Consider the following 22,129-nt stretch of genomic DNA (forward strand, 5'->3'; position numbering starts at 1 on the left):
GAGCACGTCCTGCGTGCCGCCGCGCACCTGCGCGAGCATCGACTCGATCGCCTCGGCGGCGTCGGCGGCGTCGGCGTCGAAGAGCACGCGGTACAGGCCCGTGCCGGAGACGCCGTCCGCGAGCGCGTGGTGCACCCGCGAGAGCAGCCCCCACCGGCCGTCCTCGAGGCCCTCGCAGAGCGTGACGTCCCACAACGGCCGGTCCCGGTCCATCCGCTCGGCCATCACCTCGGCGACCAGCGCGGCCACCTCGGCCCGCCCGCCCGGCGAGGGCACCCGCACGGCGGTCACGTGGTCGGCGACCTCCACCCCGGGGGCGTCCGCCCAGACGGGCGCGCGCAGCCCGAGGCTGCTGGCCTCCACCCGCTGCCGGTAGCGCGGGACAGAGTCGAGCCGCGACGCGACGAGCTCGCGGAGCTCCGCCAACGACGGGGCCGGGCCGTCCAGGACAGCCATCGAGCCGATCACCAGGCAGGCGGCCGGGTCGACGTCCTCGGCCGCCAGGAACGCGTAGGACAGGGGGGTCAGGCGGTCCATGTGCTCACCTCCGCGGCCAGTCTGCCCTGCCGCGGCGCGCGCGGTGAGGGGCCACAAGGACCCGCTCGCGCTGACCTCCGGCCCTGCCGCCCGCCGCCCGAGCACGGCACGGTGGCGGTGTGACCACCTCGCGGCGGGCCGTGCGCCCGGTCGACGACGTCTGGCTGGCGATGGATCAGCCCGACAACCTGATGGTCGTCGAGAGCCTGATGGTCGTCGGCGGGGACCTGGACCGCGCCACCTACCTCGAGCTCCTGCGCGACCGGCTCCTCGAGCCCTACCCCCGGTTCCGGCAGCGCGCCCGGTGGTCCTGGCTGCCCTGGCCGGGACAGTGGTGGGAGGACGATCCCCACTTCGACCTCGAGCGGCACGTGCACGAGGCGACCCTGCCGGAGCCCGGCGACGACGCCGCCCTGCAGGACTACGTGTCCGGCCACCTCTCCCGGGCCCTCGACCGCGGCCATCCGCCGTGGGAGGCGCACGTCGTGCACGGCTATGCCGGCGGCACTGCGATCTACACCCGCCTGCACCATGCGCTCGCCGACGGCACCGCCCTGTTCCGGGTGGTGATGTCGATGGCCGACGAGGACCTCGCCGGCGGCACCGACGGCACCCCGGAGGGCGGCGAGCAGGGCGGCGAGCAGGGCGGCGGGCCCGACGGCGTGCAGGACGGCCGTGCGGAGGCCGGGACGATCGCGAGGCTGCGCTCGCTGCCGGGCACGGCCGTCCGTTCGGCCTCCGGTGCGCGCAGGCTGGCCAGCACCCCGATCGTCGCCGAGCACCTCGTCCTCGCCCGCCGTCCCGCGTCGCCGCTCTCGGGGCCACCCCACCACGCCAAGCTCGCGGTGTGGGCGCCGCCGATCGACGTGGCCGACCTGCGCACGCTGCGGCAGGCGACGGGGACGACCGTCACCGACGTGGTGATGGCCGCCGTCGCCGGCGCGCTGCGGCGCTGGCTGGACGACCACGGCGGCACGCCCGGGAAGGACCTGCCCACGATGGTCCCTGTCGACCTGCGCGGCGCCGCCGCGCTGCGCCCCGACGACCTGGGCAACCAGTTCGCGCTGGTGCTGCTCGACCTGCCCGTCACCGCGGACACCGCGCTCGGCCGGCTCACCGAGACCGCCGCGCGGATGGCGGCCATCAAGCGCTCGCCCGAGGCCTGGCTCACCTTCGGGCTGCTGGAGGCCATGGGGGTGGTCCATCCCCGGGTCCGCGTGCGGGTCACCGACTTCTTCGCCCGCAAGGCCACGGGCGTCACCACGAGCGTCCGCGGCCCGGACGTGCCGCTGCACCTCGCGGGCCGGCCGATCACCCGGATGTGGGCGTGGGCCCCCATGTCGGCGGACCAGACGATCTCGACCTCGATCATCGGGTACGGCGGCCAGGTGCACGTCGGCTTCAAGGTCGACGCCGCCGCCGTGCCGGACCCGGACCTCCTGGTGGCCGGGCTGCGCGCCGAGCTCGACGAGCTCAGGGAGCTCGGCGGGACCGGCCGGGTCTGACCGGCGGACGGCGACGGGCCCCGACGCCGTACGACGTCGGGGCCCGTACCCTGCTTCCGGAGGCGCCCGCAGGCGCCCGCGATCAGTCCGTGGTCAGGTCGACCGCGCGCACCGAGGTGGCGTCGATCGCGTCGCTGATCTCGGCCAGCACCTCGTGCGCGATGGCCGAGTCGACCGAGAGCGCGACGAGCGCCTGGCCGCCCTTGGTGTCGCGGGCCACCTGCATGCCGGCGATGTTGACCTCGGCCTGGCCGAGGATCTGGCCGACGGTGCCGACCATGCCGGGGCGGTCCGAGTAGGTGATGAACGCCAGGTGGTCGGTGGCCTCGATGTCGAGGTCGTAGCCGTTGACCTCGACCAGCCGCTCCCGCTGGGCGATGCCGACCAGGGTGCCGCTGACCGAGATCTGCGAGCCGTCGGCCAGGGTGCCGCGCAGGGTGATCAGGTTGCGGTGGTCGGGGCTCTCCGGGTCGGTGATCAGGCGAACGGCCGTGCCGCGCTCGGCGGCCAGCAGCGGTGCGTTGACGTAGGAGACCTGCTCGTCGACGACCGAGCTGAAGACGCCCTTGAGCGCGGCCAGCTCGAGCACCTTGACGTCCTGGGCGGTGATCTCGCCGCGGACCTCGACATCGAGCTGCTGGGCGACCTCGCCGGCGACGCCGGTGAAGATCTGACCGAGCTTCTCGGTGAGCGGGATGCCGGGGCGCACGTCCTCGGCGATCACGCCGCCCTGGACGTTGACCGCGTCCGGGACCAGCTCGCCGGCGAGCGCCAGGCGGACCGACTTGGCCACCGCGATGCCGGCCTTCTCCTGGGCCTCGTCCGTGGAGGCGCCGAGGTGCGGGGTGGCGACCACGTTCTCCAGCTCGAAGAGCGGGCTGTCGGTGCACGGCTCCTTGGCGAACACGTCGAGGCCGGCACCGGCGATCCGGCCGGTCTTGAGCGCGTCGAACAGCGCGGCCTCGTCGACGATGCCGCCGCGGGCGGCGTTGACCAGCACCAGCGACTGCTTCGCCTTGGCCAGCTGGTCGGCGCCGATCAGGCCCACGGTCTCCGGGGTCTTGGGCAGGTGCACGGACATGAAGTCCGACTCGGCCATCAGGGTGTCGAGGTCGACCAGGCGCACGCCCATCTGGGCGGCGCGGCCGGCCTGCACGTAGGGGTCGAAGGCGATCACCTTCATGCCGAAGGCGGAGAGGCGCTGGGCGACCAGGACGCCGATCCGGCCCAGGCCGACGATGCCGACGGTCTTCTCGTACAGCTCGATGCCGGTGTACTTCGAGCGCTTCCACTCGCCGTTCTTGAGCGCGGCGTGGGCCGGCGAGACGTGGCGGGCGGCGGCGAGCATCAGCGCGACGGCGAGCTCGGCGGCGGAGACGATGTTGGAGGTCGGCGCGTTGACGACCATGACACCGTTCTGGGTGGCCGCCTTGACGTCGACGTTGTCGAGGCCGACGCCGGCGCGGGCGATGACCTTGAGGCGCTTGGCCGCGGCCAGGGCCTCGGCGTCGACCTTCGTGGCGGAGCGGACCAGGATCGCGTCGACGTCGGCGATCGCCGGGATCAGCTCGGCACGGTCGGCGCCGTTGCAGTTGCGGATCTCGAAGTCCGGGCCGAGCGCCTCCACCGTGGCGGGGCTCAGCTCTTCGGCGATGAGAACAACGGGACGGTCAGTCACAGCGGCAATCCTTCGCGAGGCCCGGGACGGGCGCGGTGTGTGCGTGCGGGGTGAGGTGTCGGCACGACGCTGTGCAGGCCCTCACAGTACCGGAGTGCCGCCATGTTACGAACATGTGACCGACCCTCGGGCGCCTGGATTCTCGCACCCCGTCAGCCGCGGCCGACGACGAGGTGGCTCACGCGAACAGCGCCTGCCCGACGTACTCGCCCTCGGCGACGCCCGGCGGCACGGCGAAGATGCCCTGGCCGGTGAAGCGCAGGTACTCCATCAGCGCGTCGTTGGCCGCCATCGCGCGCTGCTGCGGGATGAAGTGGGTGCGCGGGTCGCGCACGTAGGCGATGAAGAACAGCCCGGCGTCCAGCCCGCCCAGGTCGTTGCTGCCGTCGACGAAGTTGTAGCCGCGACGCAGCATCCGGGCGCCGCCGAACTGCGTCGGGTGGACCACCCGGACGTGGGCGTCGGTCGGGATGATCGGGCCGTCGCTGCCCGGCATGTCGAAGTCCGGCTCGGTGAACTCCTCGCCGCCGGACAGCGGCGCCCCGGAGCCCTTCGTGCGGCCGACGAACTCCTCCTGCGCCTCGAGCGACTGGCGGTCCCAGATCTCGATGGTCATGTTGATCCGGCGCGTCACCAGGTAGGAGCCGCCGGCGAGCCAGGCGGCGGCCGGGTCGTCCCCGCCGTCCACCCACACGTGCTCGTCGAGCGCCTCGGCCTCCTCGGCCTTCACGTTGGCGGTGCCGTCCTTGAACCCGAACAGGTTGCGCGGGGTGTCTTGGCTGACCGACGTGGTCGAGGTGCGCCCGAAGCCGAGCTGCGACCAGCGCACGGTGGTACGGCCGAAGCCCATCCGGACCAGGTTGCGGATCGCGTGCACGGCGACCTGCGGGTCGTCGGCGCAGGCCTGGATGCAGAGGTCTCCCCCGGTACGGCGCTCGTCGAGCACGTCCGCGGAGAACGTCGGCAGCGGGTCGAGCGCGGCCGGCCGGCGGTCGGCGATGCCGAACCGGTCGCGGCCGCGCTCGTCGCGGAACATCCCGGGGCCGAAGCCGAAGGTGATGGTCAGCCTGCTCGGCGGCAGCCCGATCGCCTCGCCGGTGTCGTCCGGCGGGGCGTTGACCGACCCCTCCACGGCGCCGACCGGGCCGGCGTACCCGCCCTGGGTCATCCGCGCCGCCGCCTCGGTCCACCGCCGGAGCAGGTCGATGACCTCGTCGCGGTCGTCGGTGGTGAGGTCCAGGGCCGCGAAGTGGAGCCGGTCCTGGGCCGGCGTGACGATGCCGGCCTGGCGGGTGCCGTGGAAGGGGTAGGACGGCACCGCGGTCGACGACGCGGAGGCCGTCTCCGGGGAGGTGACGCGGCCCGCCGTGTAGGCGCCGGCCAGCCCGGCGGCGGCCACGCCGCCGCCGAGGAGTCCGCGCCTGCTCAGGCGGGCCTTGTCACTCATCCGCGGTGTCCTCTCAGGCGGTGACCGCTGCGGTCAGCTGCGACAGCGGCTCGGCGAGCGCGTCGACGCCCGCGGCGAGCTCGCGGACCTCATCCTTGCCGAGGTCGGTGTAGAGCACGAAACCCTCGCCCTCGCGGTGCTGGTCGAGCACCGCCTGCAGGTCGTCGAACTTCGCGGTCAGCTCGGCGGCGAGGTCGGGGTCCTTGGTCTCCAGCAGCGCCTGCACGCCCTCGTAGGCGACGCGGGCACCGTCGACGTTGGCCTGGAAGTCCCACAGGTCGGTGTGCGACCAGGCCTCCTCCTCGCCGGTGATCTTGCCGCCCGCGACCTCCTCGAGCAGGCCGATCGAGCCGTTGGCGATCGCGTCGATCGGGTACTCCAGCGCGTCGTCGCCGGTCGCCTGGATCCGCTCGTCGAGGACCACGGTGTTGGCCATCAGGTCGTCGGCGTAGGTCGCGCGCTGCTCGGCGGTGAGCGACTTGTACTTGCCGGCGTCGGCGGGCCAGAGGTCCTTCTCGATCAGGTGCCAGCCGGTCCACTCCTCGCCGGCGGCGAAGTCGACGTCGGCCTCGCGGGCGTCCATCATCGGGTCGAGGTCGCCGAAGGACTCCGCGACGGTCTCGATCCGCTCCCAGTGCGTGCGGGCGACCGGGTAGAGCTCGCGGGCCTCGTCGTCGGAGTCACCGGCCTTGTAGAGCTCGACGAACTCCTCGGTCTTGACCAGCAGCTGCGCGGACTGGTCCTGGACGTAGGCGCGGTAGTTCGCCTCCGCCTGGTCGATCAGCTCCTGGTCCGAGGCGCTGACCTCGACCTCCTCGTCGGAGGCGGTGACGGTGAACGCGGCCCGGATGCCCTCGCCGACCATGCCCGGCTTGCAGGCGGTGGTGTAGGTGCCCTCGGGCGCGGTCACGGTCAGGGTCTTGGTCAGGCTCGGGCCGATGTTCTCGACCTCGCCGAGGATCCGCAGACCCTCCTCGTCGAGCAGGTAGAACTCGGTCACGTCCGACCCGGTGTTGGTCACCTGGAAGGAGAGCGTGCCCGCCGGCGCGCTGGTCGCGGAGAGGTCGCAGGCCCCGGCGTCCGAGGCGACGGTCATCGCCCGCTCGTCGGCGCCCTCGCCGCCGGCGTCGGTGGAGGCGTTCTCGGTGCAGGCGGCCAGGGCCGGGGCAAGGGCCATCACGGCCACGGATGCGAGCGCGGTCTTGCGCATGGGAGCGGGTTCTCCTGTTTCGATCTCTACGACGGGGACGGTGGTGCGGGAGACGCGGGCCGCGGTCAGGCGGCGGTCCGGCTGGAGCCGGAGGAGCCTGCGGGCTGGGCCGCGGGCGCCGGTGCCACCTGACGGCGGCGGTTGAGGAAGAAGAGCGTGCCGACCGGGACCACGTAGAGCAGCCAGGCGGCGGCCTCGAGCCAGGTGGTGGCGGGCGAGAAGTTGAAGACCCCCTTGAGCAGGGTGCCGTACCAGGACGACGGCGGGATCGCGCCGGAGACGTCGAAGGCGAGGTTGTTCAGGCCGGGCAGGATGCCGGCCTCCTGGAGGTCGTGCACCCCGTAGGCGAGCACGCCACCGGCGACCAGGATCAGGAAGGCGCCGGTCCAGGTGAAGAAGTGGCTGAGGTTGATGCGGATCGCGCCGCGGTAGATCAGGTAGCCGAGGACCACCGCGACCGCGAGCCCGAGCGCGGCGCCGACGAGGGGCTCCCAGGTCGGGGTGATCGCGCCGACGGTGTCGCGCGTGGCCGCCTGCGTGGCGGCCCAGAGGAAGAGCGCCGTCTCCAGGCCCTCACGACCGACGGCCAGCATCGCCACGACGGCCAGCGACCAGCGCCCGGCGTCGGCGGCGGCGTCGATCCGGCCCCGCAGCTCGGCACCCAGGCCCCGCGCCGCGTTGGACATCCAGAAGATCATCCAGGTCACGAACCCGACGGCCACGATCGACAGCGCGCCGCCGATCGCCTCCTGCGCCTCGAAGGTCAGGCCGCGCGGGCCGAACGTGAGGGCCGCACCGAAGGCGAGGGAGATCGCGACGGCGATGCCGACGCCCGCCCAGATGCGGGGAAGGAGGTCGCGGCGGTCGGTCTTGACGAGGTAGGCGACCAGGATGCTGACCACCAGGGCCGCCTCCAGGCCCTCGCGCAGGCCGATGAGGAAGTTCGCGAACACAGGTAAACCTTACCTCACTTGTGCCGCGCCCACCCGGGCCAGGTGTCACATCCTGCGGGACCGAGGTCCCGGCTCGCCCGTCAGACCGAGCAGCCCTCCGGCCCGCAGGCCTCCCCCACGCCGTCGCCGGCGTCGGGCGTGAGCACCTGCAGCGGGCTCCGCTCCGCCCACGCCTGGCGGAGCGCCTGGGCGAAGAGCTCGACCGGCTGGGCGCCCGAGATCCCGTACCTGTCGTCGACCACGAAGAACGGCACGCCGGTGGCACCGAGGTCGCCGGCCCGGTCGATGTCGGCCCAGACCTCGTCGGCGTACTCCTCGGAGCCGAGCACCGCCGCGACGCGGTCGGCGTCCAGGCCGACCCCGGTCGCGATCCCCGCGAGGACGCCGTGGTCGCCGACGTTGCGGGCCTCGGCGAAGTACGCCTGGAGCAGCGCCTCCTTGAGGGCGGCCTGCGTGTCCGCGCCGTGCTCGGCCAGCGCCAGGTGCAGCAGGCGGTGCGCGTCGCGGGTGCTGACGTGCGGCGTGGCGCTCTGGTCCCAGGTCATGCCCTCCTCCGCGGCCAGGGCGTCGACGCGCGCCTGGGCCTGCGCCGCCTGCTCGAGGCTGATCCCGTACTTGCGGGCGATCGCCTCGCGCGAGGTCTCGACCGGCGTGACCGGGGCCGAGGGGTCGAGCAGGAAGGAGTGGTAGACCACCTCGACGTCGTCGGCGTGCTCGAAGTCGGCGAGCGCCCGCTCCAGGCGCTTCTTGCCGATCGAGCACCAGGGGCAGACCACGTCGGACCAGATGTCGATGCGCATGGTCGGTGCAACGACGCCGGCGGCGCCGCGCTTCCCGGTCCCGGCCGCCGACCCTGAGGGTTCGGTCACAGACCCTGAGCCGGGACTCAGGGTCGCTCCGGGGCCGAAGCCAGGGCTCTGCCGGACGCGGGCCGGGCCCCGCGGCGGCCAGGCTGACAGCCATGATCATCGTCAACGACCTGACCAAGAGGTACGGCGGCTACACCGCCGTCGACCACGTCAGCTTCACCGCGCAGGCCGGTCGCGTGACCGGCTTTCTCGGGCCCAACGGCGCCGGGAAGTCCACGTCCATGCGGGTCATGGTCGGGCTGACCGAGCCGACCTCCGGCTCGGTCACCGTCCTCGGCCGCCGCTACGCCGACCTGCCCAACCCCGGGCGCGAGGTCGGCGTGCTGCTCGACGCCTCCGCCCAGCACGCCGGGCGGACCGGGCGGGAGATCCTGACCCTGGCCGCGCGCACCGTCGGCGTCCCGAAGGCCCGGGTGGACGAGATGCTCGACCTGGTCAGCCTGACCGAGCAGGAGGCGGGCCGCCGGGTCCGCAACTACTCCCTCGGCATGCGCCAGCGCCTCGGCATCGCCGCGGCGCTGATCGGCGGCCCCGAGGTGCTGATCCTGGACGAGCCGGCCAACGGCCTGGACCCGGCGGGCATCCGCTGGATGCGGGACCTGCTGCGCAGCTTCGCCGACGCCGGCGGCACCGTGCTGCTCTCCTCGCACCTGCTGCACGAGATCGAGGTGATCGCCGACGACCTGGTCGTGATCGGCAACGGCGAGATCGTGGCGGGCGGCACCAAGGAGGAGCTGCTCGCCACCGCCGGCACCCTGGTCCGCGCCGCCGACACCGTGGCACTCGGCGCCGCGCTCTCCGGCGCCGGCATCACCGTCCACCCCTCCGGCCACGACGCCCTGCGCGCCGAGGCCGACCTGGCCCGCGTCGGCCACGCCGCGTTCGCGGCCGGCATCCCCCTGACCGAGCTCCGCGCCGCCGACGGCGCCGGCCTCGAGGAGATCTTCCTGGAGCTCACCGCCGCCACCCAGCGCGAAGGAGTCGCAGCATGAGCGCCACGACCTACGAGCCCGGCACCGCCGCCGCCACGGATGCCGTCACCGGCCTCCTGCCCGCCCGCCACGCACGGAGCGTGCCCGCCCCGATCCCCACCTCGCGGGTGCTCGGCGTCGAGCTCCGCAAGATGTTCGACACCCGCTCGGGGTTCTGGCTGATGGTCAGCATCGTGCTGCTGTCGATCACCGCGACAGCAGCGGTCATCATCTTCAGCGCCCGCGAGGACCTGACCTACGGCACGTTCGCCGCCGCGATCGGGATCCCGATGTCGGTGGTCCTGCCGATGGTCGCGATCCTCTCGGTGACCAGCGAGTGGAGCCAGCGCACCGGGCTGACCACCTTCACCCTGGTGCCGAGCCGCGGCCGGGTGATCGGCGCGAAGGCCGCGCTGGCGGTCGCGATCGCCGCGGTCTCGATGGTCGTCGCCCTCGGGGTGGGCGCCGTCGGCAACCTGGTCGGCACCGCCATCGCCGGCGTCGACCCGGTCTGGGACATCAGCGCCCGCGAGTTCGGCCAGATCGTGCTGGCCAACGAGCTGGTCATGCTGGTCGGCTTCACCCTGGGCGTGCTGCTGCGCAACTCGGCCGCCGGCATCATCGGCTACTTCGTGTGGTCCTTCGTGATCCCGGGCATCTCCGCGGCGCTGGAGGGCGTCCAGCAGTGGTGGCTCGACAACGCGGCGTGGTTCGAGCTGAACACGGCCACCTACCCGCTCTTCGACGGCCTCCACCTGACCGGCCAGATGTGGGCCCAGCTGGCCGTCACCACGACCCTGTGGGTGGCGCTGCCGCTGGCCGTCGGGGTGTGGACGCTGCTCCGCTCCGAGGTGAAGTGAGGACCCACCCACCCGGGGGTTGACCTGCTGAGACGCGACCTCCCCGCACCCACCACGGTGCGGGGAGGTCGCGTCTATCACCGTTTTGGGCGATGTGGGCGCCATCCGCGGCTCGGCCACCCACCCGGCGCTGCGAGGGTGTGCCCTCACTTCCAGTTGTCCGGGGGGACACCGAATGACGTCTGCACGCCGTCGTGCCGGTTGGAGGCGCCCGCTCGCCGCCGCCGTCGCGGCACTCCTGCTCCCGCTCGCCGCCGCCACCGCGCCGGCGACCGCCGACCCGGTCGGCCACGGGGTCGTCGCCTCGGCAGTGCCGGCCTCGACGACGCCGCAGATCCTCGACGGCAAGACGCACGCCATCGCCCAGAGCGGCCCCTGGATCTACGTCGGCGGCACGTTCACCACCGCCCAGGACCCGGCCGGCGGCGCGACCCTCAGCACGCCGTACCTGCTCCGGTTCGACCAGGCCACCGGCGTGATCGACCGGACCTTCGCGCCGGCGCTGGACAACACCGTCAACGCGATCGCGCCGACCGCCGACGGCTCCGCCGTCTTCGTCGGTGGCACCTTCAAGTCCGCCGGCGCCGCCAAGGTGCGCAACCTGGTCAAGCTCGACGCGACCACCGGCGCCGTCGCCTCCGGGTTCACCAAGCCGGTGCCGAACGGGAGCGTCCTCGACCTCGCCCTCACCGGCCGGAGGCTGATCGTCTCCGGGGCGTTCAGCAAGTTCAACGGGGAGCCGCGCGGCGGGCTGGCCAGCCTCAACGCCACCACCGGTGCGCTGCAGGACTACCTCACCATCGGCGTCGCGGAGCACCACAACTGGACCGCCGGCGCGAACGGGGCGAAGGCCCCGGTCGGCGTCGCCAAGGTCGCCGTGTCGCCGGACGGGTCGCGGATGGTCGCGATCGGCAACTTCCAGAAGGTCGACGGCTACGCGCGGGACCAGGTCGTGCTGATCCGGCTCGGCGACTCCGCGGCGCGGGTCGACACGGGCTGGCGCACCCTGCGCTACACGCCGGACTGCCAGAGGAAGGCGTTCGACTACTACCTGCGCGACGTCGACTTCTCCCCCGACGGCAGCTACTTCGTCGTCGCGGCGAGCGGCTCCGGGTTCAAGGGCACCCTCTGCGACGCCGCCTCCCGCTTCGACGTCGCCCCCGGCGGGCAGCAGGTGGAGCCGACCTGGACCGCCTGGACCGGGCAGGACTCGCTGCTCTCGGTGGCGGTCACCGACACCGCGGTCTACGTGGGCGGCCACCAGAAGTGGCTCAACGCGGTGCAGAGCGGGGCGGACCGCCAGGCCGGCCAGGTGCCCCGCCCCGGTATCGCCGCCCTGGACCCGGTGAGCGGCCTGCCCCTGGCCTGGAACCCCGGCCGCCACCCGCGCGGGATCGGCGCCGAGGAGCTGCTCGCCACCGACGACGGCATCTACGTCGGCTCCGACACCAGCTACATCGGGAGGTCGCAGTACCGGCGCGAGCGCATCGCGTTCTTCCCCGTGCAGGGCGGCGCAGCACCGGTCTCCCAACCCGCCGCGACGCTCCCCCGCGACCTCTACCAGCTGAACGGCTCGACGATCACCGCCCGGACGTTCACCGGCACCACCGCCACCGCGCCGGCGGCGCTGCCCGGGGCCAACAACCCCAGCGCGGCCTCGTTCCGCGGTGCCTTCATGATCGGCGACAAGCTCGTCCACGGCTCGACGGACAACCGACTGCACTACCGCACGTTCACCGGCACCACCTTCGGCGCCGACGTGCCCATCGACCCCTACAACGACCCGACCTGGAGCGACGTCTCCGTGGGCGGCGCCACCACGTCGTACCGAGGGATGGCGCCGACGTTCTACGCCTCCATGTCCCAGCTCGCGGCGATGACCTACGCCGACGGGCGGATCTACTACACCAAGACCCTCGACCGGAACGTCTACTGGCGCTGGTTCTCGCCGGACAGCCTGGTCGTCGGCGCCCAGGAGCACACCCTCACCGGCGCCGCCACCCCGGCGCTGCGCTACCCGGTGAACCTGTTCTACGCCGGCGGTCGGCTCTACGCGGGGATGTCGACCACGGACGAGCAGGGCGAGCTGTGGCGGCTCCCCCTGACCGGCACGAAGGTCGGCGGCTCCTGGAGCCGGGTGACCGGCAGCGGGATCAGCGGCACCCGGTGGTCGACCGGCCAGATCTTCGTCGGCCCCTGAGCCGCCGGAACAGCACGACGCCCCGCGGGTCATCGACCCGCGGGGCGTCGTGCTGGTGCGTGCCGGTCGCGCCGGCGCGCGGGGCTCAGCGAGCGGCCGAGCCCTCGGTGTAGTCCTTGTCGGCCTGCTGCCACGAGAAGTGCGCCCGCAGCTCCTTGCCGGTCGCCTCGATCGGGTGGCCGGCCTCCTCCTCGCGGAGCTTGAGGAACTCGGCGGCACCGTTGTCCTGGTCGCCGATGAAGCGCTCAGCGAAGGCACCGCTCTGGATGTCGGCCAGCACGTCCTTCATCCGCGCCTTCACGCCGGCGTCGATGATGCGCGGGCCGGAGACGTAGTCGCCGTACTCGGCGGTGTCGGAGATCGACCAGCGCTGCTTGGCGATGCCGCCCTCCCACATCAGGTCGACGATCAGCTTGAGCTCGTGGAGCACCTCGAAGTAGGCGATCTCGGGCTGGTAGCCGGCCTCGGTCAGGGTCTCGAAGCCCGCCTGGACGAGGTGCGACATGCCGCCGCAGAGGACCGCCTGCTCACCGAACAGGTCGGTCTCGGTCTCCTCGGTGAAGGTGGTCTTGATGACGCCGGCGCGGGTGCCGCCGATGGCCTTGGCGTAGGACTTCGCGACCTCCCACGCCTGGCCCGAGGCGTCCTGCTCGACGGCGATGATGTCCGGGATGCCGCGGCCGGCGACGTACTCGCGGCGCACGGTGTGGCCCGGGGCCTTCGGGGCGACCAGGATGACGTCGACACCGGCCGGCGGCTGGATGTAGCCGAAGCGGATGTTGAAGCCGTGGCCGAAGACCAGCGTGTCGCCCTCGGCGAGCGCGGGGGCGATCTCGTCGGCGTACAGGTGGCGCTGGACCTGGTCGGGGGCGAGGATGACGATGACGTCGGCCTCCTCCGCGGCCTCGCGCGGCGTGAGCACGCGCAGGCCCTCCTCCTCGGCCTTCGCCCGGCTCTTCGAGCCCTCCTTGAGGCCGACGCGGACGTCGACGCCGGAGTCGCGCAGGTTGAGCGCGTGGGCGTGGCCCTGGCTGCCGTAACCGATGACGGCGACGTTCTTGCCCTGGATCAGGGTCAGGTCGGCGTCGTCGTCGTAGAACATCTCAGCCACTGGTGGCCTCTCCTTCGGTGATGGTGTGCGCTGCCGGTCGGCCCGGTGCGGCGCTGTTCGCTGGTGTGGATTGTGCGCGTCGGTGACGCGTGGACGGTGGGCGGGGTCAGCCGGCGGCCGGCGGGACCGGCACGGCGACCGGCTTGCCCCGCTCGGAGATCGAGCGGGCGCCGCGGCCGATCGCGACCATGCCGCTCTGGACCAGCTCGCGGACGCCGAACGGCTCGACGATCCGCAGGAAGTCGGCGATCTTGTCGGCGTTGCCGACCAGCTGGACGGTGACCGCGTCGGAGGCGATGTCGACCACCTTGGCGCGGAAGAGCTGGACCAGGTCGAGCACCTGGCCCCGGGTCTCCGCCGTGGCGGCGACCTTGACCAGCACGAGCTCGCGGGCCACCGAGGCCGACGGCTCGAGCTCGACGATCTTGATCACCTCGACCAGCTTGTTGAGCTGCTTGGTGACCTGCTCCAGCGGCGAGGACTCGACGTTGACGACGATCGTCATCCGGGAGATCTCGGCGTGCTCGGTCGGGCCCACGGCCAGCGACTCGATGTTGAAGCCGCGGCGGGAGAACAGGGCGGCGATCCGGGTCAGGACGCCGGGCTTGTCCTCGACCAGGACCGACAGGGTGTGGGTGGCCATCAGAGGTCGTCCTCGTCGAACTGGGGCGCGAGGTCGCGCGCGTACTTGATGTCGTCGTTGCTGGTGCCGGCGGCGACCATCGGCCACACCATGGCGTCGCGGTGGACCCGGAAGTCGACCACGACCGGCACGTCGTTGATCTCCATCGCCTTGGCGATCGTGGCGTCCACGTCCTCCGGCGACTCGCAGGCCAGGCCCACGCAGCCGTAGGCGTCGGCGAGCTTCACGAAGTCCGGGATCCGCTTGGAGTGCAGGTCGGTGTTGGAGTAGCGCTCGTTGTAGAAGAGCGTCTGCCACTGGCGCACCATGCCGAGCGACTCGTTGTTGATGACCGCGACCTTGATCGGGATGTTGTTGATCGCGCAGGTGGCCAGCTCCTGGTTGGTCATCTGGAAGCAGCCGTCGCCGTCGACCGCCCAGACCGTGCTGTCCGGCATGCCGACCTTGGCGCCCATCGCGGCGGGCACGGCGTAGCCCATGGTGCCCAGGCCGCCGGAGTTGAGCCACGTGTTCGGGTGCTCGTACCCGACGAACTGCGCGGCCCACATCTGGTGCTGGCCGACGCCCGCGGTGAAGATCGTCTCCGAGCCGGAGATCGCGCCGAGGCGCTCGATCACGTACTGCGGGGCGAGGCCGCCGTCGGCGGGCCGCTCGTAGCCGAGCGGGTACTTCTTCTTCACGCCGGCGCAGAAGGCGACCCAGCCCTCGTAGTCGCCGGTGTTGCCGGCGTCGTACTCGGAGCGGATCGCGGTGGTCAGGTCGATCAGCACCTCCCGCACGTCGCCCACGATCGGGACGTCCGCGTGGCGGTTCTTGCCGATCTCCGCCGGGTCGATGTCGGCGTGGATGATCTTCGCCTCCGGGGCGAAGGAGTCCAGGTTGCCGGTGACGCGGTCGTCGAAGCGCGCGCCGAGGCTGATGATCAGGTCGCTCTTCTGCAGGCCGGCGACCGCGGCGACCGTGCCGTGCATGCCGGGCATGCCGAGGTGCTGCGGGTGGCTGTCGGGGAAGGCGCCCCGGGCCATCAGGGTGGTCACGACCGGGATGCCGGTGAGCTCGGCGAAGGTGCGCAGCTCCTTGGCCGCGCCGGCGCGGATGGTGCCGCCGCCGACGTACAGGACCGGCTTGCGGGCCTCCAGCAGCAGGCGGGTGGCCTCGCGGATCTGCTTGGCGTGCGGGCGGGTCACGGGGCGGTAGCCGGGCAGCGTGATCTCGCTCGGCCAGCGGAAGTCGGTCATCGCCTGCAGGGCCGACTTGGTCACGTCGACCAGGACCGGGCCGGGGCGGCCGGTGCTGGCGATGTGGAACGCCTCGGCGATCTTGGTCGGGATCTCGGCCGGGTCGGTGACCAGGAAGTTGTGCTTGGTGATCGGCATCGTGATGCCGCGGATGTCGGCCTCCTGGAACGCGTCCGTGCCGATCAGCGACGCGCCGACCTGGCCGGTGACGGCCACCATCGGGACGCTGTCCATGTGCGCGTCGGCGAGCGGGGTGACCAGGTTGGTCGCACCCGGGCCCGAGGTCGCCATGCAGACGCCGACCTTGCCGGTCGCCGCGGCGTAGCCCTGGGCGGCGTGGCCGGCGCCCTGCTCGTGGCGGACCAGGATGTGCCGGATCGAGCTGTCCATGAGCGGGTCGTAGGCCGGGAGGATCGCGCCGCCCGGGATCCCGAAGATGTCGGTGACCCCGGCCGCCTCCAGCGACCGCACCAGGCTCTGAGCTCCGGTGATCGATCCCCCGGAGCGCTGCTGCTCACTCATTCCGCGTTGTCCTTCGTGTGCTCGTGGTCGTCGTACTCAACAAAAAACCCCTCTGTTGCCGGGCAACGAGGGGTGGACGCGTGACTGGGTGTCAGTCGTCGCGTCCGGTGCGTACGAGAAGGTGGCGCATGCGGCCACCGTACGCGGTCGTACGTCGTCCCGTCCACGCCACTCTCTCATGCGTCCCAAATGACAAGACAGCCGTCTCACGATCGGGACGTGTCCGGGCTGCTCGTGCGCGGGTCGTCCGGGGCCGTCACGGCGGCGAAACCCGCCCGCCATCAGGCGGCCCCGGCCCTGCCCGGCCCGCCGCCCTCACCCCATCGCGCTCCGCGCCTCCGCCAGCCGCTCGACGTCGGCGGGCAGGGCGGAGAGCGCCGCGCACGCCTGCTCGCGGGCCTCCGCGGCGACGGAGGCGTACGGCGCCGCGGCCGGCGCCACCCCCTCCACGTACTCGGCCAGCAGCAGCGCGTCGCGGTGGTCGCCCAGCGTCGACTGGATCGCCGAGCCCGCGGCGCCCAGCACCGCGACGTCCTCCCCGAGCACCTCGGCCGGCGGCTTGGTGACCGCCTCGGCGACGTGGCGCAGCCGCCGGGCCTGCTTGCGCAGCTCGTGCAGCGCCTCGGGCGGGGTCGCCGCCAGCGCCTCCGACGGCAGCGCCGCGGGCACCAGCGCGAGCGTCCGGTCGGCCCGCGCGAGCACGAGCCGACGGGCGACCTTCACCGCGGACCGGTCGGCGCGCTTGAGCGGCGGCGCGGCGCCCCAGTCGCCGAGGGTGCCCATCAGGGCCCGCGCCGCGACGCCGTCGCACCACGCCGCGAAGGTTCGGTGCGCGCCGTCGTGCTCGGCCCGCAGCGGCGCCACCAGGTCCGGGCGCAGCCGCGCCAGGTCCACCCGCTCGAGCACGGCGTCGCACAGGTCGGCGCGGACCTCGAGGTCCCGCGCCACGCCGAGCACCGCGCCGAGGTCGCCCAGCTGGTGGCGCAGCTCCTTGGTCGGGCGCCGGCGCAGCTGTCCGTCGAACTCGGACAGGACGGTCCGCAGCCGGCGTACCGACGTGCGCAGGCGGTGGACGCCGTCGGGCTCGTCGGCGACCGCGGCGGGCAGCCGCTGGTCGATCCGCCCGGTCAGGTCGGCGATCACGGCCGAGACCATCTCACCGGTGGTGACCGCGGGCGCCATGGCGAAAGCCTGCCACCTGCCGGGTGGATCAGCCTGGAATCACCGATCGTCGGCGTAGCGAGCGGCACCAGACGGGTGTGATGGCAAGGCGGCGGCGCGCTGGCGGTCTGGTTGCACCGTTGAGCGTCGCCAACGAAGCCAGCGCGCCCGTATGGGGCCGCGTAGTAGCCGAGGATCGGTGATTCCAGGCTCAGGGCCGGATCGTGGCGGTCGCCTCGCTCAGGGCCGTCCGCTGGCGGCCCGCGTCGTCGAAATTCGCCGGGTCCAGCCAGCGCTCGTGGGCCTCGCGCACGGCGGGCCACTCGGCGTCGGTGACCGAGAACCAGTCGGTGTCGCGGTTGCGGCCCTTCACCACCAGGTGGTTCCGGAACCGCCCCTCGTGGGCGAAGCCGAGCCGGGCGGCCGCCCGGCGCGACGGCTCGTTGAGGCTGTCGCACTTCCACTCGAACCGGCGGTAGCCCAGGTCGTCGAGGGCGTGGCGCATCAGCAGGTGGATCGCCTCGGTCGCCGCGGCCGTCCGCTGGAGCGCCTTCGAGAGCAGGATGCCGCCGACCTCGATCTGCCCGTGGGTGGGCTCGATCCGCAGGTACGACGCGATCCCGGCCGCCGTCCCCGCCGCCGGCCCGGCGAGCGGGACGAGGGCGAAGGTGAGGTCCTCGGGACGGTCGAGCACCCCGGCCAGGTGCATCCAGAGCGTGGCGAGGCCGGTCGGTCGCTCGACCGGCCGGTAGGTCCACAGGTCGTCGTCGCCGTCGCCGCAGGTCGCCGCGAACAGCTCGGAGTAGCGGGCCGAGGTGAGCGGCTCGACCCGCACGTGCGCGCCTGTCAGGGTGACCGGCTCGGGCCGGGGACGCGGCTCCCAGCCGGGGACCGGCGCCCCGACCGGCTGGGCGGGCCGGGCGGGCCGGGCGGACTCGCTCACGGGCATTCCTCCTGGGTGCTCACTGGTAGGAGACGAACCGGACGCGGGGGCGGATCGCGGCGACCTCGCGCGGGCGCATCAGCCGGCTGTCCTCGTCGTAGAAGAGCTTGAAGCCCATCCTGAACGTGTCCGGCCGGGCCACCACCCGGTAGGTGTCCAGCTTCTGCCGGGGCGTGCCGAAGCCGTCGACGTGCTGCACCAGCGCGAGGCCGCGGCGGTCGCGGACCCGTTCCGCGTCGGGCAGCATCGAGGTGCGGAACTGGTGCACGACCAGCAGCTTCTCCGGCAGGTCGCGGCGCACCACCATCGCCGACAGCCAGGCCGAGACCCGGTTGACCTCGGCGGCGCGCACCGAGCCGAGCACCCGGCCGGGGACCTGGCCCCGTGCCATCCGCCACTCGGGGTCCAGCGCCAGCCCGACGTGCGGCCGCCGCAGCGCCCAGGCCCAGCGCCGGGCCACCTGGGCGAAGTCGGCGCGGCCGGGCTGCACGTCGAGCAGCACCAGCGCGCCCTGCCGGCGCGCGGCGGCCAGGTAGCGGCGTACGGCGGCGCGGTCGATGTCGTGGTTGAAGTCCCCGTCGCGACCCGGATGGGCGTCGGCGATGGTGACGATCAGCTCGTAGACCGGCTGCGCCTCGCCGTCCCCGCCGGCGAAGGGCCGGGCGGCCCGGACCAGCCGCCGGTGCGACGCCGCCGGGTCCCGCTCGCCCAGCACGCCGAGGGCGCCGCTGCCGGCGGTGCCGTAGTAGGCGACCAGGGTGCGGCCCGGGGCGAAGACCGGCTCGGTGCGCCACCGCGGGGCGGTCGCGGCGGCGGACTCGGCGTCGCCCCCCTCGCCGCCGCCGACGGCGGACCGGACCGCGGCGCCGTCGGCCGCCTCTCCCGCGGCGGGGCCCACCAGGGTGTCCGCGAGCGGCGCGTCCGCCCGCTCGTCGGCCAGCCGCACGCCGAGCGCGAGCAGCAGCAGGGCGGCGATCGCCAGGTGGGCGAGGACCGCCCCGGTGGTCCCGTCGTACGCGCGGAGCGGTGCGCTCACTCCGGGACGCGGCGGTAGGCGCCGTCGGAGGCCGCGGTGGCCATCGAGGCGTAGGCGCGCAGCGCCGCGGAGACCGGACGCTGCCGGTCGACCGGGGTGTAGGGGCGGTCGCGCTTCTCCTGCGCGGCCCGCCGCTCACCGATCACCAGGTCGTCGACCTCGAGGCTGAGCACGCGGTTCGGGATGTCGATGAAGATCGGGTCGCCGTCCTCGATCAGCGCGATCAGGCCACCACCGGCCGCCTCGGGCGAGATGTGCCCGATGGAGAGTCCGCTGGTGCCGCCGGAGAACCGGCCGTCCGTGATCAGGGCGCACTTCTGGCCCAGCCCGCGGCCCTTGAGGAAGGAGGTCGGGTAGAGCATCTCCTGCATGCCAGGGCCGCCCTTGGGGCCCTCGTAGCGGATCACGACCACGTCGCCGGCGTCGACGGAGCGGTCCAGGATGCCCTGCACGGCGTCGTCCTGGGACTCGTAGACCTTGGCCGTGCCGCGGAACACCAGGCACTCCTCGGGGACGCCGGCGGTCTTCACCACGCAGCCGTCGGGGGCGATGTTGCCGGACAGGATCGCCAGTCCGCCGTCGGCGGAGTAGGCGTGCTCGAGGTCGCGGATGCAGCCGTCGGCGGCGTCGGTGTCGAGGCTCGCCCAGGTGTTCGTGGTCGAGAACGGCTCGGTCGTGCGCACCCCGCCGGGGGCGGCGAGGAAGAGGTCAAGGGCCTGCTGGCTCGCCGTACCGCTGCGGATGTCCCACTCGCCCAGCCACTCCTCGACGCCTGCCGAGTGGACCGAGTGGACGTCGGTGTTCAGCACGCCGCCGCGGTGCAGCTCGCCCAGCAGGGCGGGGATGCCGCCGGCGCGGTGGACGTCCTCCATGTGGTACTTCGGGCTGTTCGGGGCGACCTTCGACAGGCAGGGCACCTTGCGGGAGATCGCGTCGATGTCGTGCACCGTGAAGTCGAGCTCGGCCTCGCGGGCCGCGGCCAGCAGGTGCAGCACGGTGTTGGTCGAGCCACCCATGGCGACGTCCAGCGCGACGGCGTTCTCGAACGCCGGGCGGGTGGCGATGGCGCGGGGCAGCACCGACTCGTCGTCGTTCTCGTAGTAGCGCTTGGCCAGGTCGACGACCAGGCGGCCCGCCTCGAGGAAGAGGTCCTTGCGGGCGGCGTGCGTGGCCAGCGTCGAGCCGTTGCCGGGCAGCGACAGGCCGATCGCCTCGGTCAGGCAGTTCATCGAGTTCGCCGTGAACATGCCCGAGCAGGAGCCGCACGTCGGGCACGCGGAGCGCTCGATCGTGTCCAGCTGCTCGTCGGTGACGGCGTCGTTGGCGGCGGCCACCATCGCGTCGACCAGGTCCAGCTTCTCGTGGACGATGCCCTCGATCGCGACCGTCTTGCCGGCCTCCATCGGGCCGCCGGAGACGAAGACCGTGGGGATGTTGAGCCGCAGCGCGGCCAGCAGCATGCCCGGGGTGATCTTGTCGCAGTTGGAGATGCAGACCAGGGCGTCGGCGCAGTGCGCCTGCACCATGTACTCCACGGCGTCGGCGATCAACTCGCGGCTCGGCAGCGAGTAGAGCATGCCGCCGTGGCCCATCGCGATGCCGTCGTCGACGGCGATCGTGTTGAACTCCTTGGCCACGCCGCCGGCCTCGACCACCGACCCGGCGACCAGCTTGCCCATGTCGCGCAGGTGCACGTGGCCCGGCACGAACTCGGTGAAGGAGTTGGCGATCGCCACGATCGGCTTGCCGAAGTCGGAGTCGGTCATCCCGGTGGCGCGCCACAGGGCGCGCGCGCCGGCCATGTTGCGGCCCTGGGTGGACGTCGCGGAGCGGAGGATCGGCATGGGTCAAGGCTACGCCGGTGGTGTGCCGGCGGGCGCGGGGGCGGTGGTGCTGAGATCGGGCGGGTCGGTGTTCGTCCCACGCGCCCCACGAATCACCGGTCGACAGGTGATTCATGCGCTTGACAGGCATTGCAACGCCTGTCAAGCGTCGGAATCACCGGTCGACCGGTGATCCCGACGCCACCGCCCTCAGACCACCCCGACCTTCAACGACATCACGTCCGGCAGGTCCGCCACGATCTCGGTGAACGTCTCGCCGTCGTCGACCGACGCCCACACCGCCCCGTTGCGCCCGCCGAGGTAGAGCCCGGCGGGGTCGTGGGAGTCGATGCACATCGCGTCCCGCATCACGGCGACGTAGCAGGGGTCGGGCAGCCCGGCGTCGTACGGCGTCCAGGACTCCCCCGCGTCGTCGCTGCGCCACACCCGGGCCTTCCCGCCCGGCGGGTACCGGCCGGCGCCGCTGCCCAGCGGGAAGACGTAGATCGTGTCCGGGCGGTGCGGGTGCACCACCACCGGGAAGCCGAAGTCGCTGGGCAGGCCGTCGGCGATGGAGGTCCAGGCCCCGCCCTCGTCGTCGGAGCGGTAGACCCCGCCGTGGTTCTGCAGGTAGAGCCGCTCGGGACGGCTGGGGTGGCGGGTCACCTTGTGCACGCACTGGCCGAACTCGGGGTACTGCTGGCCCTCGGGCAGGAAGTCGGCCCGGATGCCCTTGTTCCGCGGCTCCCAGGTCGCGCCGCCGTCGGTGGTCCGGTAGACGCCGCCGGTGGAGATCGCCACCGTCACCGAGTCCGGGTCGGTCGGGTGCGGCAGGATCGTGTGGAACGCCTGGCCGCCGAACCCCGCGCCCCACTGCTCCCGGTGCGGGTGGTTCCACAGGCCCTCCATCAGCGCGAAGGTCTCCCCGCGGTCCTCGGAGCGCCAGACCGCGCCGGGCTCGGTGCCGGCCCAGACGACGCCCTCGGTGGTGCCGGGCACGAGCTGCCAGATCCGCTCGACGCTCGCGCCCACCCCCTCGGGGAACCTCACCCCGCCGCCGGCGGTCTCCTGCCAGCTCTCGCCGAGGTCGTCGGACCAGCGGACCTGCGGGCCGAGCCACATCGAGGAGGCGCCGGCGAACATCCGCGGCGGTCCCTCGCCGCGGGCGTCGACCAGGCCGGAGTACACCTCCTCCATGTCGTGGTGGGGTCCGCTGAACTCCCACGACGCGCGGTCCTCGGACCGCCCCACCCACTGCCCCTTGCGCGTGCCGACCAACAGCACCGTGGTCATCGTCGCCTCACTTCCGCGGAGGCCTCGCTCCGCCGTCACCGACCGGATCAAGGAGTGGACCCGCGGGCGGGTCCGAACTCATCGCTCCCAGCATCGTGGCACCCACCGACACCCACCACCAGGGACGTA

General features: G+C 73.0%; 18 protein-coding genes. 4 read left to right on the plus strand and 14 right to left on the minus strand.

Annotated elements, in window-relative coordinates; genetic code table 11:
• Positions 1-537, minus strand: a 537-nt coding sequence (locus ABLM29_RS14445; protein WP_349714822.1) for a wax ester/triacylglycerol synthase domain-containing protein, incomplete at its 3' end; no start/stop codon positions are given.
• 119 nt (positions 538-656) lie between these two features.
• Here ABLM29_RS14445 and ABLM29_RS14450 point away from each other — a divergent pair.
• Positions 657-2,042, plus strand: a complete 1,386-nt coding sequence (locus ABLM29_RS14450; RefSeq protein WP_349714823.1) for a wax ester/triacylglycerol synthase family O-acyltransferase — start codon at positions 657-659, stop codon at positions 2,040-2,042.
• An 82-nt stretch (positions 2,043-2,124) separates the two neighbouring features.
• Here the strand turns inward: ABLM29_RS14450 and serA are convergent, their stop codons facing one another.
• The 5 genes from serA to ABLM29_RS14475 form a co-directional block, all read right to left on the minus strand.
• On the minus strand, positions 2,125-3,720 hold the full coding sequence (serA, locus tag ABLM29_RS14455; RefSeq protein WP_349714824.1) for a phosphoglycerate dehydrogenase: 1,596 nt from the start codon (positions 3,718-3,720) through the stop codon (positions 2,125-2,127).
• Positions 3,721-3,898: 178 nt separating this feature from the next.
• The gene (gene efeB, locus ABLM29_RS14460) at positions 3,899-5,167 is read right to left on the minus strand and encodes an iron uptake transporter deferrochelatase/peroxidase subunit (protein WP_349714825.1); all 1,269 of its coding nucleotides are present in this window, start codon (positions 5,165-5,167) and stop codon (positions 3,899-3,901) included.
• Positions 5,168-5,180: 13 nt separating this feature from the next.
• Entirely contained in the window at positions 5,181-6,377 is a 1,197-nt protein-coding gene (gene efeO, locus ABLM29_RS14465; protein ID WP_349714826.1) for an iron uptake system protein EfeO, read from the minus strand.
• Positions 6,378-6,442: 65 nt separating this feature from the next.
• On the minus strand, positions 6,443-7,330 hold the full coding sequence (efeU, locus tag ABLM29_RS14470) for an iron uptake transporter permease EfeU (protein WP_349714827.1): 888 nt from the start codon (positions 7,328-7,330) through the stop codon (positions 6,443-6,445).
• 80 nt (positions 7,331-7,410) lie between these two features.
• Positions 7,411-8,199: a DsbA family oxidoreductase gene (locus ABLM29_RS14475; RefSeq protein WP_349714828.1), complete on the minus strand. Its 789-nt coding sequence runs from the start codon at positions 8,197-8,199 to the stop codon at positions 7,411-7,413.
• Positions 8,200-8,291: 92 nt separating this feature from the next.
• Here ABLM29_RS14475 and ABLM29_RS14480 point away from each other — a divergent pair, with 92 nt between their 5' ends.
• The 3 genes from ABLM29_RS14480 (at position 8,292) to ABLM29_RS14490 (ending at position 12,230) form a co-directional block, all read left to right on the plus strand.
• Complete coding sequence (locus ABLM29_RS14480) at positions 8,292-9,191, plus strand: ABC transporter ATP-binding protein (protein ID WP_349714829.1); 900 nt, start codon at positions 8,292-8,294, stop codon at positions 9,189-9,191.
• Positions 9,188-10,030 carry an ABC transporter permease gene (locus tag ABLM29_RS14485; protein ID WP_349714830.1) on the plus strand — a complete coding sequence of 281 codons (843 nt, stop codon included), beginning with the start codon at positions 9,188-9,190 and terminating at the stop codon, positions 10,028-10,030. The genes ABLM29_RS14480 and ABLM29_RS14485 overlap by 4 nt, the downstream gene beginning before the upstream one ends.
• Before the next feature lie 175 nt (positions 10,031-10,205).
• On the plus strand, positions 10,206-12,230 hold the full coding sequence (locus tag ABLM29_RS14490) for a hypothetical protein (RefSeq protein ID WP_349714831.1): 2,025 nt from the start codon (positions 10,206-10,208) through the stop codon (positions 12,228-12,230).
• 85 nt (positions 12,231-12,315) lie between these two features.
• On the opposite strand, the gene ilvC is transcribed toward ABLM29_RS14490, so the two are convergent.
• From ilvC to ABLM29_RS14530, 8 genes are all read right to left on the minus strand, one after another.
• Positions 12,316-13,341, minus strand: a complete 1,026-nt coding sequence (gene ilvC, locus ABLM29_RS14495) for a ketol-acid reductoisomerase (protein WP_349714832.1) — start codon at positions 13,339-13,341, stop codon at positions 12,316-12,318.
• Between the two features lie 106 nt (positions 13,342-13,447).
• The gene (gene ilvN / locus ABLM29_RS14500; RefSeq protein ID WP_349714833.1) at positions 13,448-13,984 is read right to left on the minus strand and encodes an acetolactate synthase small subunit; all 537 of its coding nucleotides are present in this window, start codon (positions 13,982-13,984) and stop codon (positions 13,448-13,450) included.
• On the minus strand, positions 13,984-15,744 hold the full coding sequence (locus ABLM29_RS14505; RefSeq protein WP_349714834.1) for an acetolactate synthase large subunit: 1,761 nt from the start codon (positions 15,742-15,744) through the stop codon (positions 13,984-13,986). Before ABLM29_RS14505 ends, ilvN begins: the two co-directional genes overlap by 1 nt.
• A 315-nt stretch (positions 15,745-16,059) precedes the next feature.
• A complete protein-coding gene (locus tag ABLM29_RS14510) occupies positions 16,060-16,926 on the minus strand; it encodes a CHAD domain-containing protein (RefSeq protein WP_349714835.1) in 867 nt (288 codons plus the stop codon).
• Positions 16,927-17,116: 190 nt separating this feature from the next.
• Positions 17,117-17,848 carry a GNAT family N-acetyltransferase gene (locus tag ABLM29_RS14515; protein ID WP_349714836.1) on the minus strand — a complete coding sequence of 244 codons (732 nt, stop codon included), beginning with the start codon at positions 17,846-17,848 and terminating at the stop codon, positions 17,117-17,119.
• A gap of 19 nt (positions 17,849-17,867) precedes the next feature.
• On the minus strand, positions 17,868-18,884 hold the full coding sequence (locus ABLM29_RS14520) for a hypothetical protein (protein ID WP_349714837.1): 1,017 nt from the start codon (positions 18,882-18,884) through the stop codon (positions 17,868-17,870).
• Positions 18,881-20,728 carry a dihydroxy-acid dehydratase gene (gene ilvD, locus ABLM29_RS14525; protein WP_349714838.1) on the minus strand — a complete coding sequence of 616 codons (1,848 nt, stop codon included), beginning with the start codon at positions 20,726-20,728 and terminating at the stop codon, positions 18,881-18,883. The genes ABLM29_RS14520 and ilvD overlap by 4 nt, the downstream gene beginning before the upstream one ends.
• Positions 20,729-20,917: 189 nt before the next feature.
• Positions 20,918-22,000 (minus strand): WD40/YVTN/BNR-like repeat-containing protein, encoded by a 1,083-nt coding sequence (locus ABLM29_RS14530; protein WP_349714839.1) that lies wholly within the window; start codon positions 21,998-22,000, stop codon positions 20,918-20,920.
• Between the last annotated feature and the right edge of the window lie 129 nt (positions 22,001-22,129).

Source organism: Nocardioides sp. YIM 152588 (assembly GCF_040191335.1).
GTDB lineage: Bacteria > Actinomycetota > Actinomycetes > Propionibacteriales > Nocardioidaceae > Nocardioides.

Coding starts and splice junctions, on each gene's coding strand:
- efeB (WP_349714825.1), bottom strand. CDS start 5,167: ATGAGTGACAAGGCCCGCCTGAGCAGGCGCGGACTCCTCGGCGGCGGC.
- efeO (WP_349714826.1), bottom strand. CDS start 6,377: ATGCGCAAGACCGCGCTCGCATCCGTGGCCGTGATGGCCCTTGCCCCG.
- ABLM29_RS14480 (WP_349714829.1), top strand. CDS start 8,292: ATGATCATCGTCAACGACCTGACCAAGAGGTACGGCGGCTACACCGCC.
- ABLM29_RS14485 (WP_349714830.1), top strand. CDS start 9,188: ATGAGCGCCACGACCTACGAGCCCGGCACCGCCGCCGCCACGGATGCC.
- ABLM29_RS14490 (WP_349714831.1), top strand. CDS start 10,206: ATGACGTCTGCACGCCGTCGTGCCGGTTGGAGGCGCCCGCTCGCCGCC.
- ilvN (WP_349714833.1), bottom strand. CDS start 13,984: ATGGCCACCCACACCCTGTCGGTCCTGGTCGAGGACAAGCCCGGCGTC.
- ABLM29_RS14505 (WP_349714834.1), bottom strand. CDS start 15,744: ATGAGTGAGCAGCAGCGCTCCGGGGGATCGATCACCGGAGCTCAGAGC.
- ABLM29_RS14510 (WP_349714835.1), bottom strand. CDS start 16,926: ATGGCGCCCGCGGTCACCACCGGTGAGATGGTCTCGGCCGTGATCGCC.
- ilvD (WP_349714838.1), bottom strand. CDS start 20,728: ATGCCGATCCTCCGCTCCGCGACGTCCACCCAGGGCCGCAACATGGCC.
- ABLM29_RS14530 (WP_349714839.1), bottom strand. CDS start 22,000: ATGACCACGGTGCTGTTGGTCGGCACGCGCAAGGGGCAGTGGGTGGGG.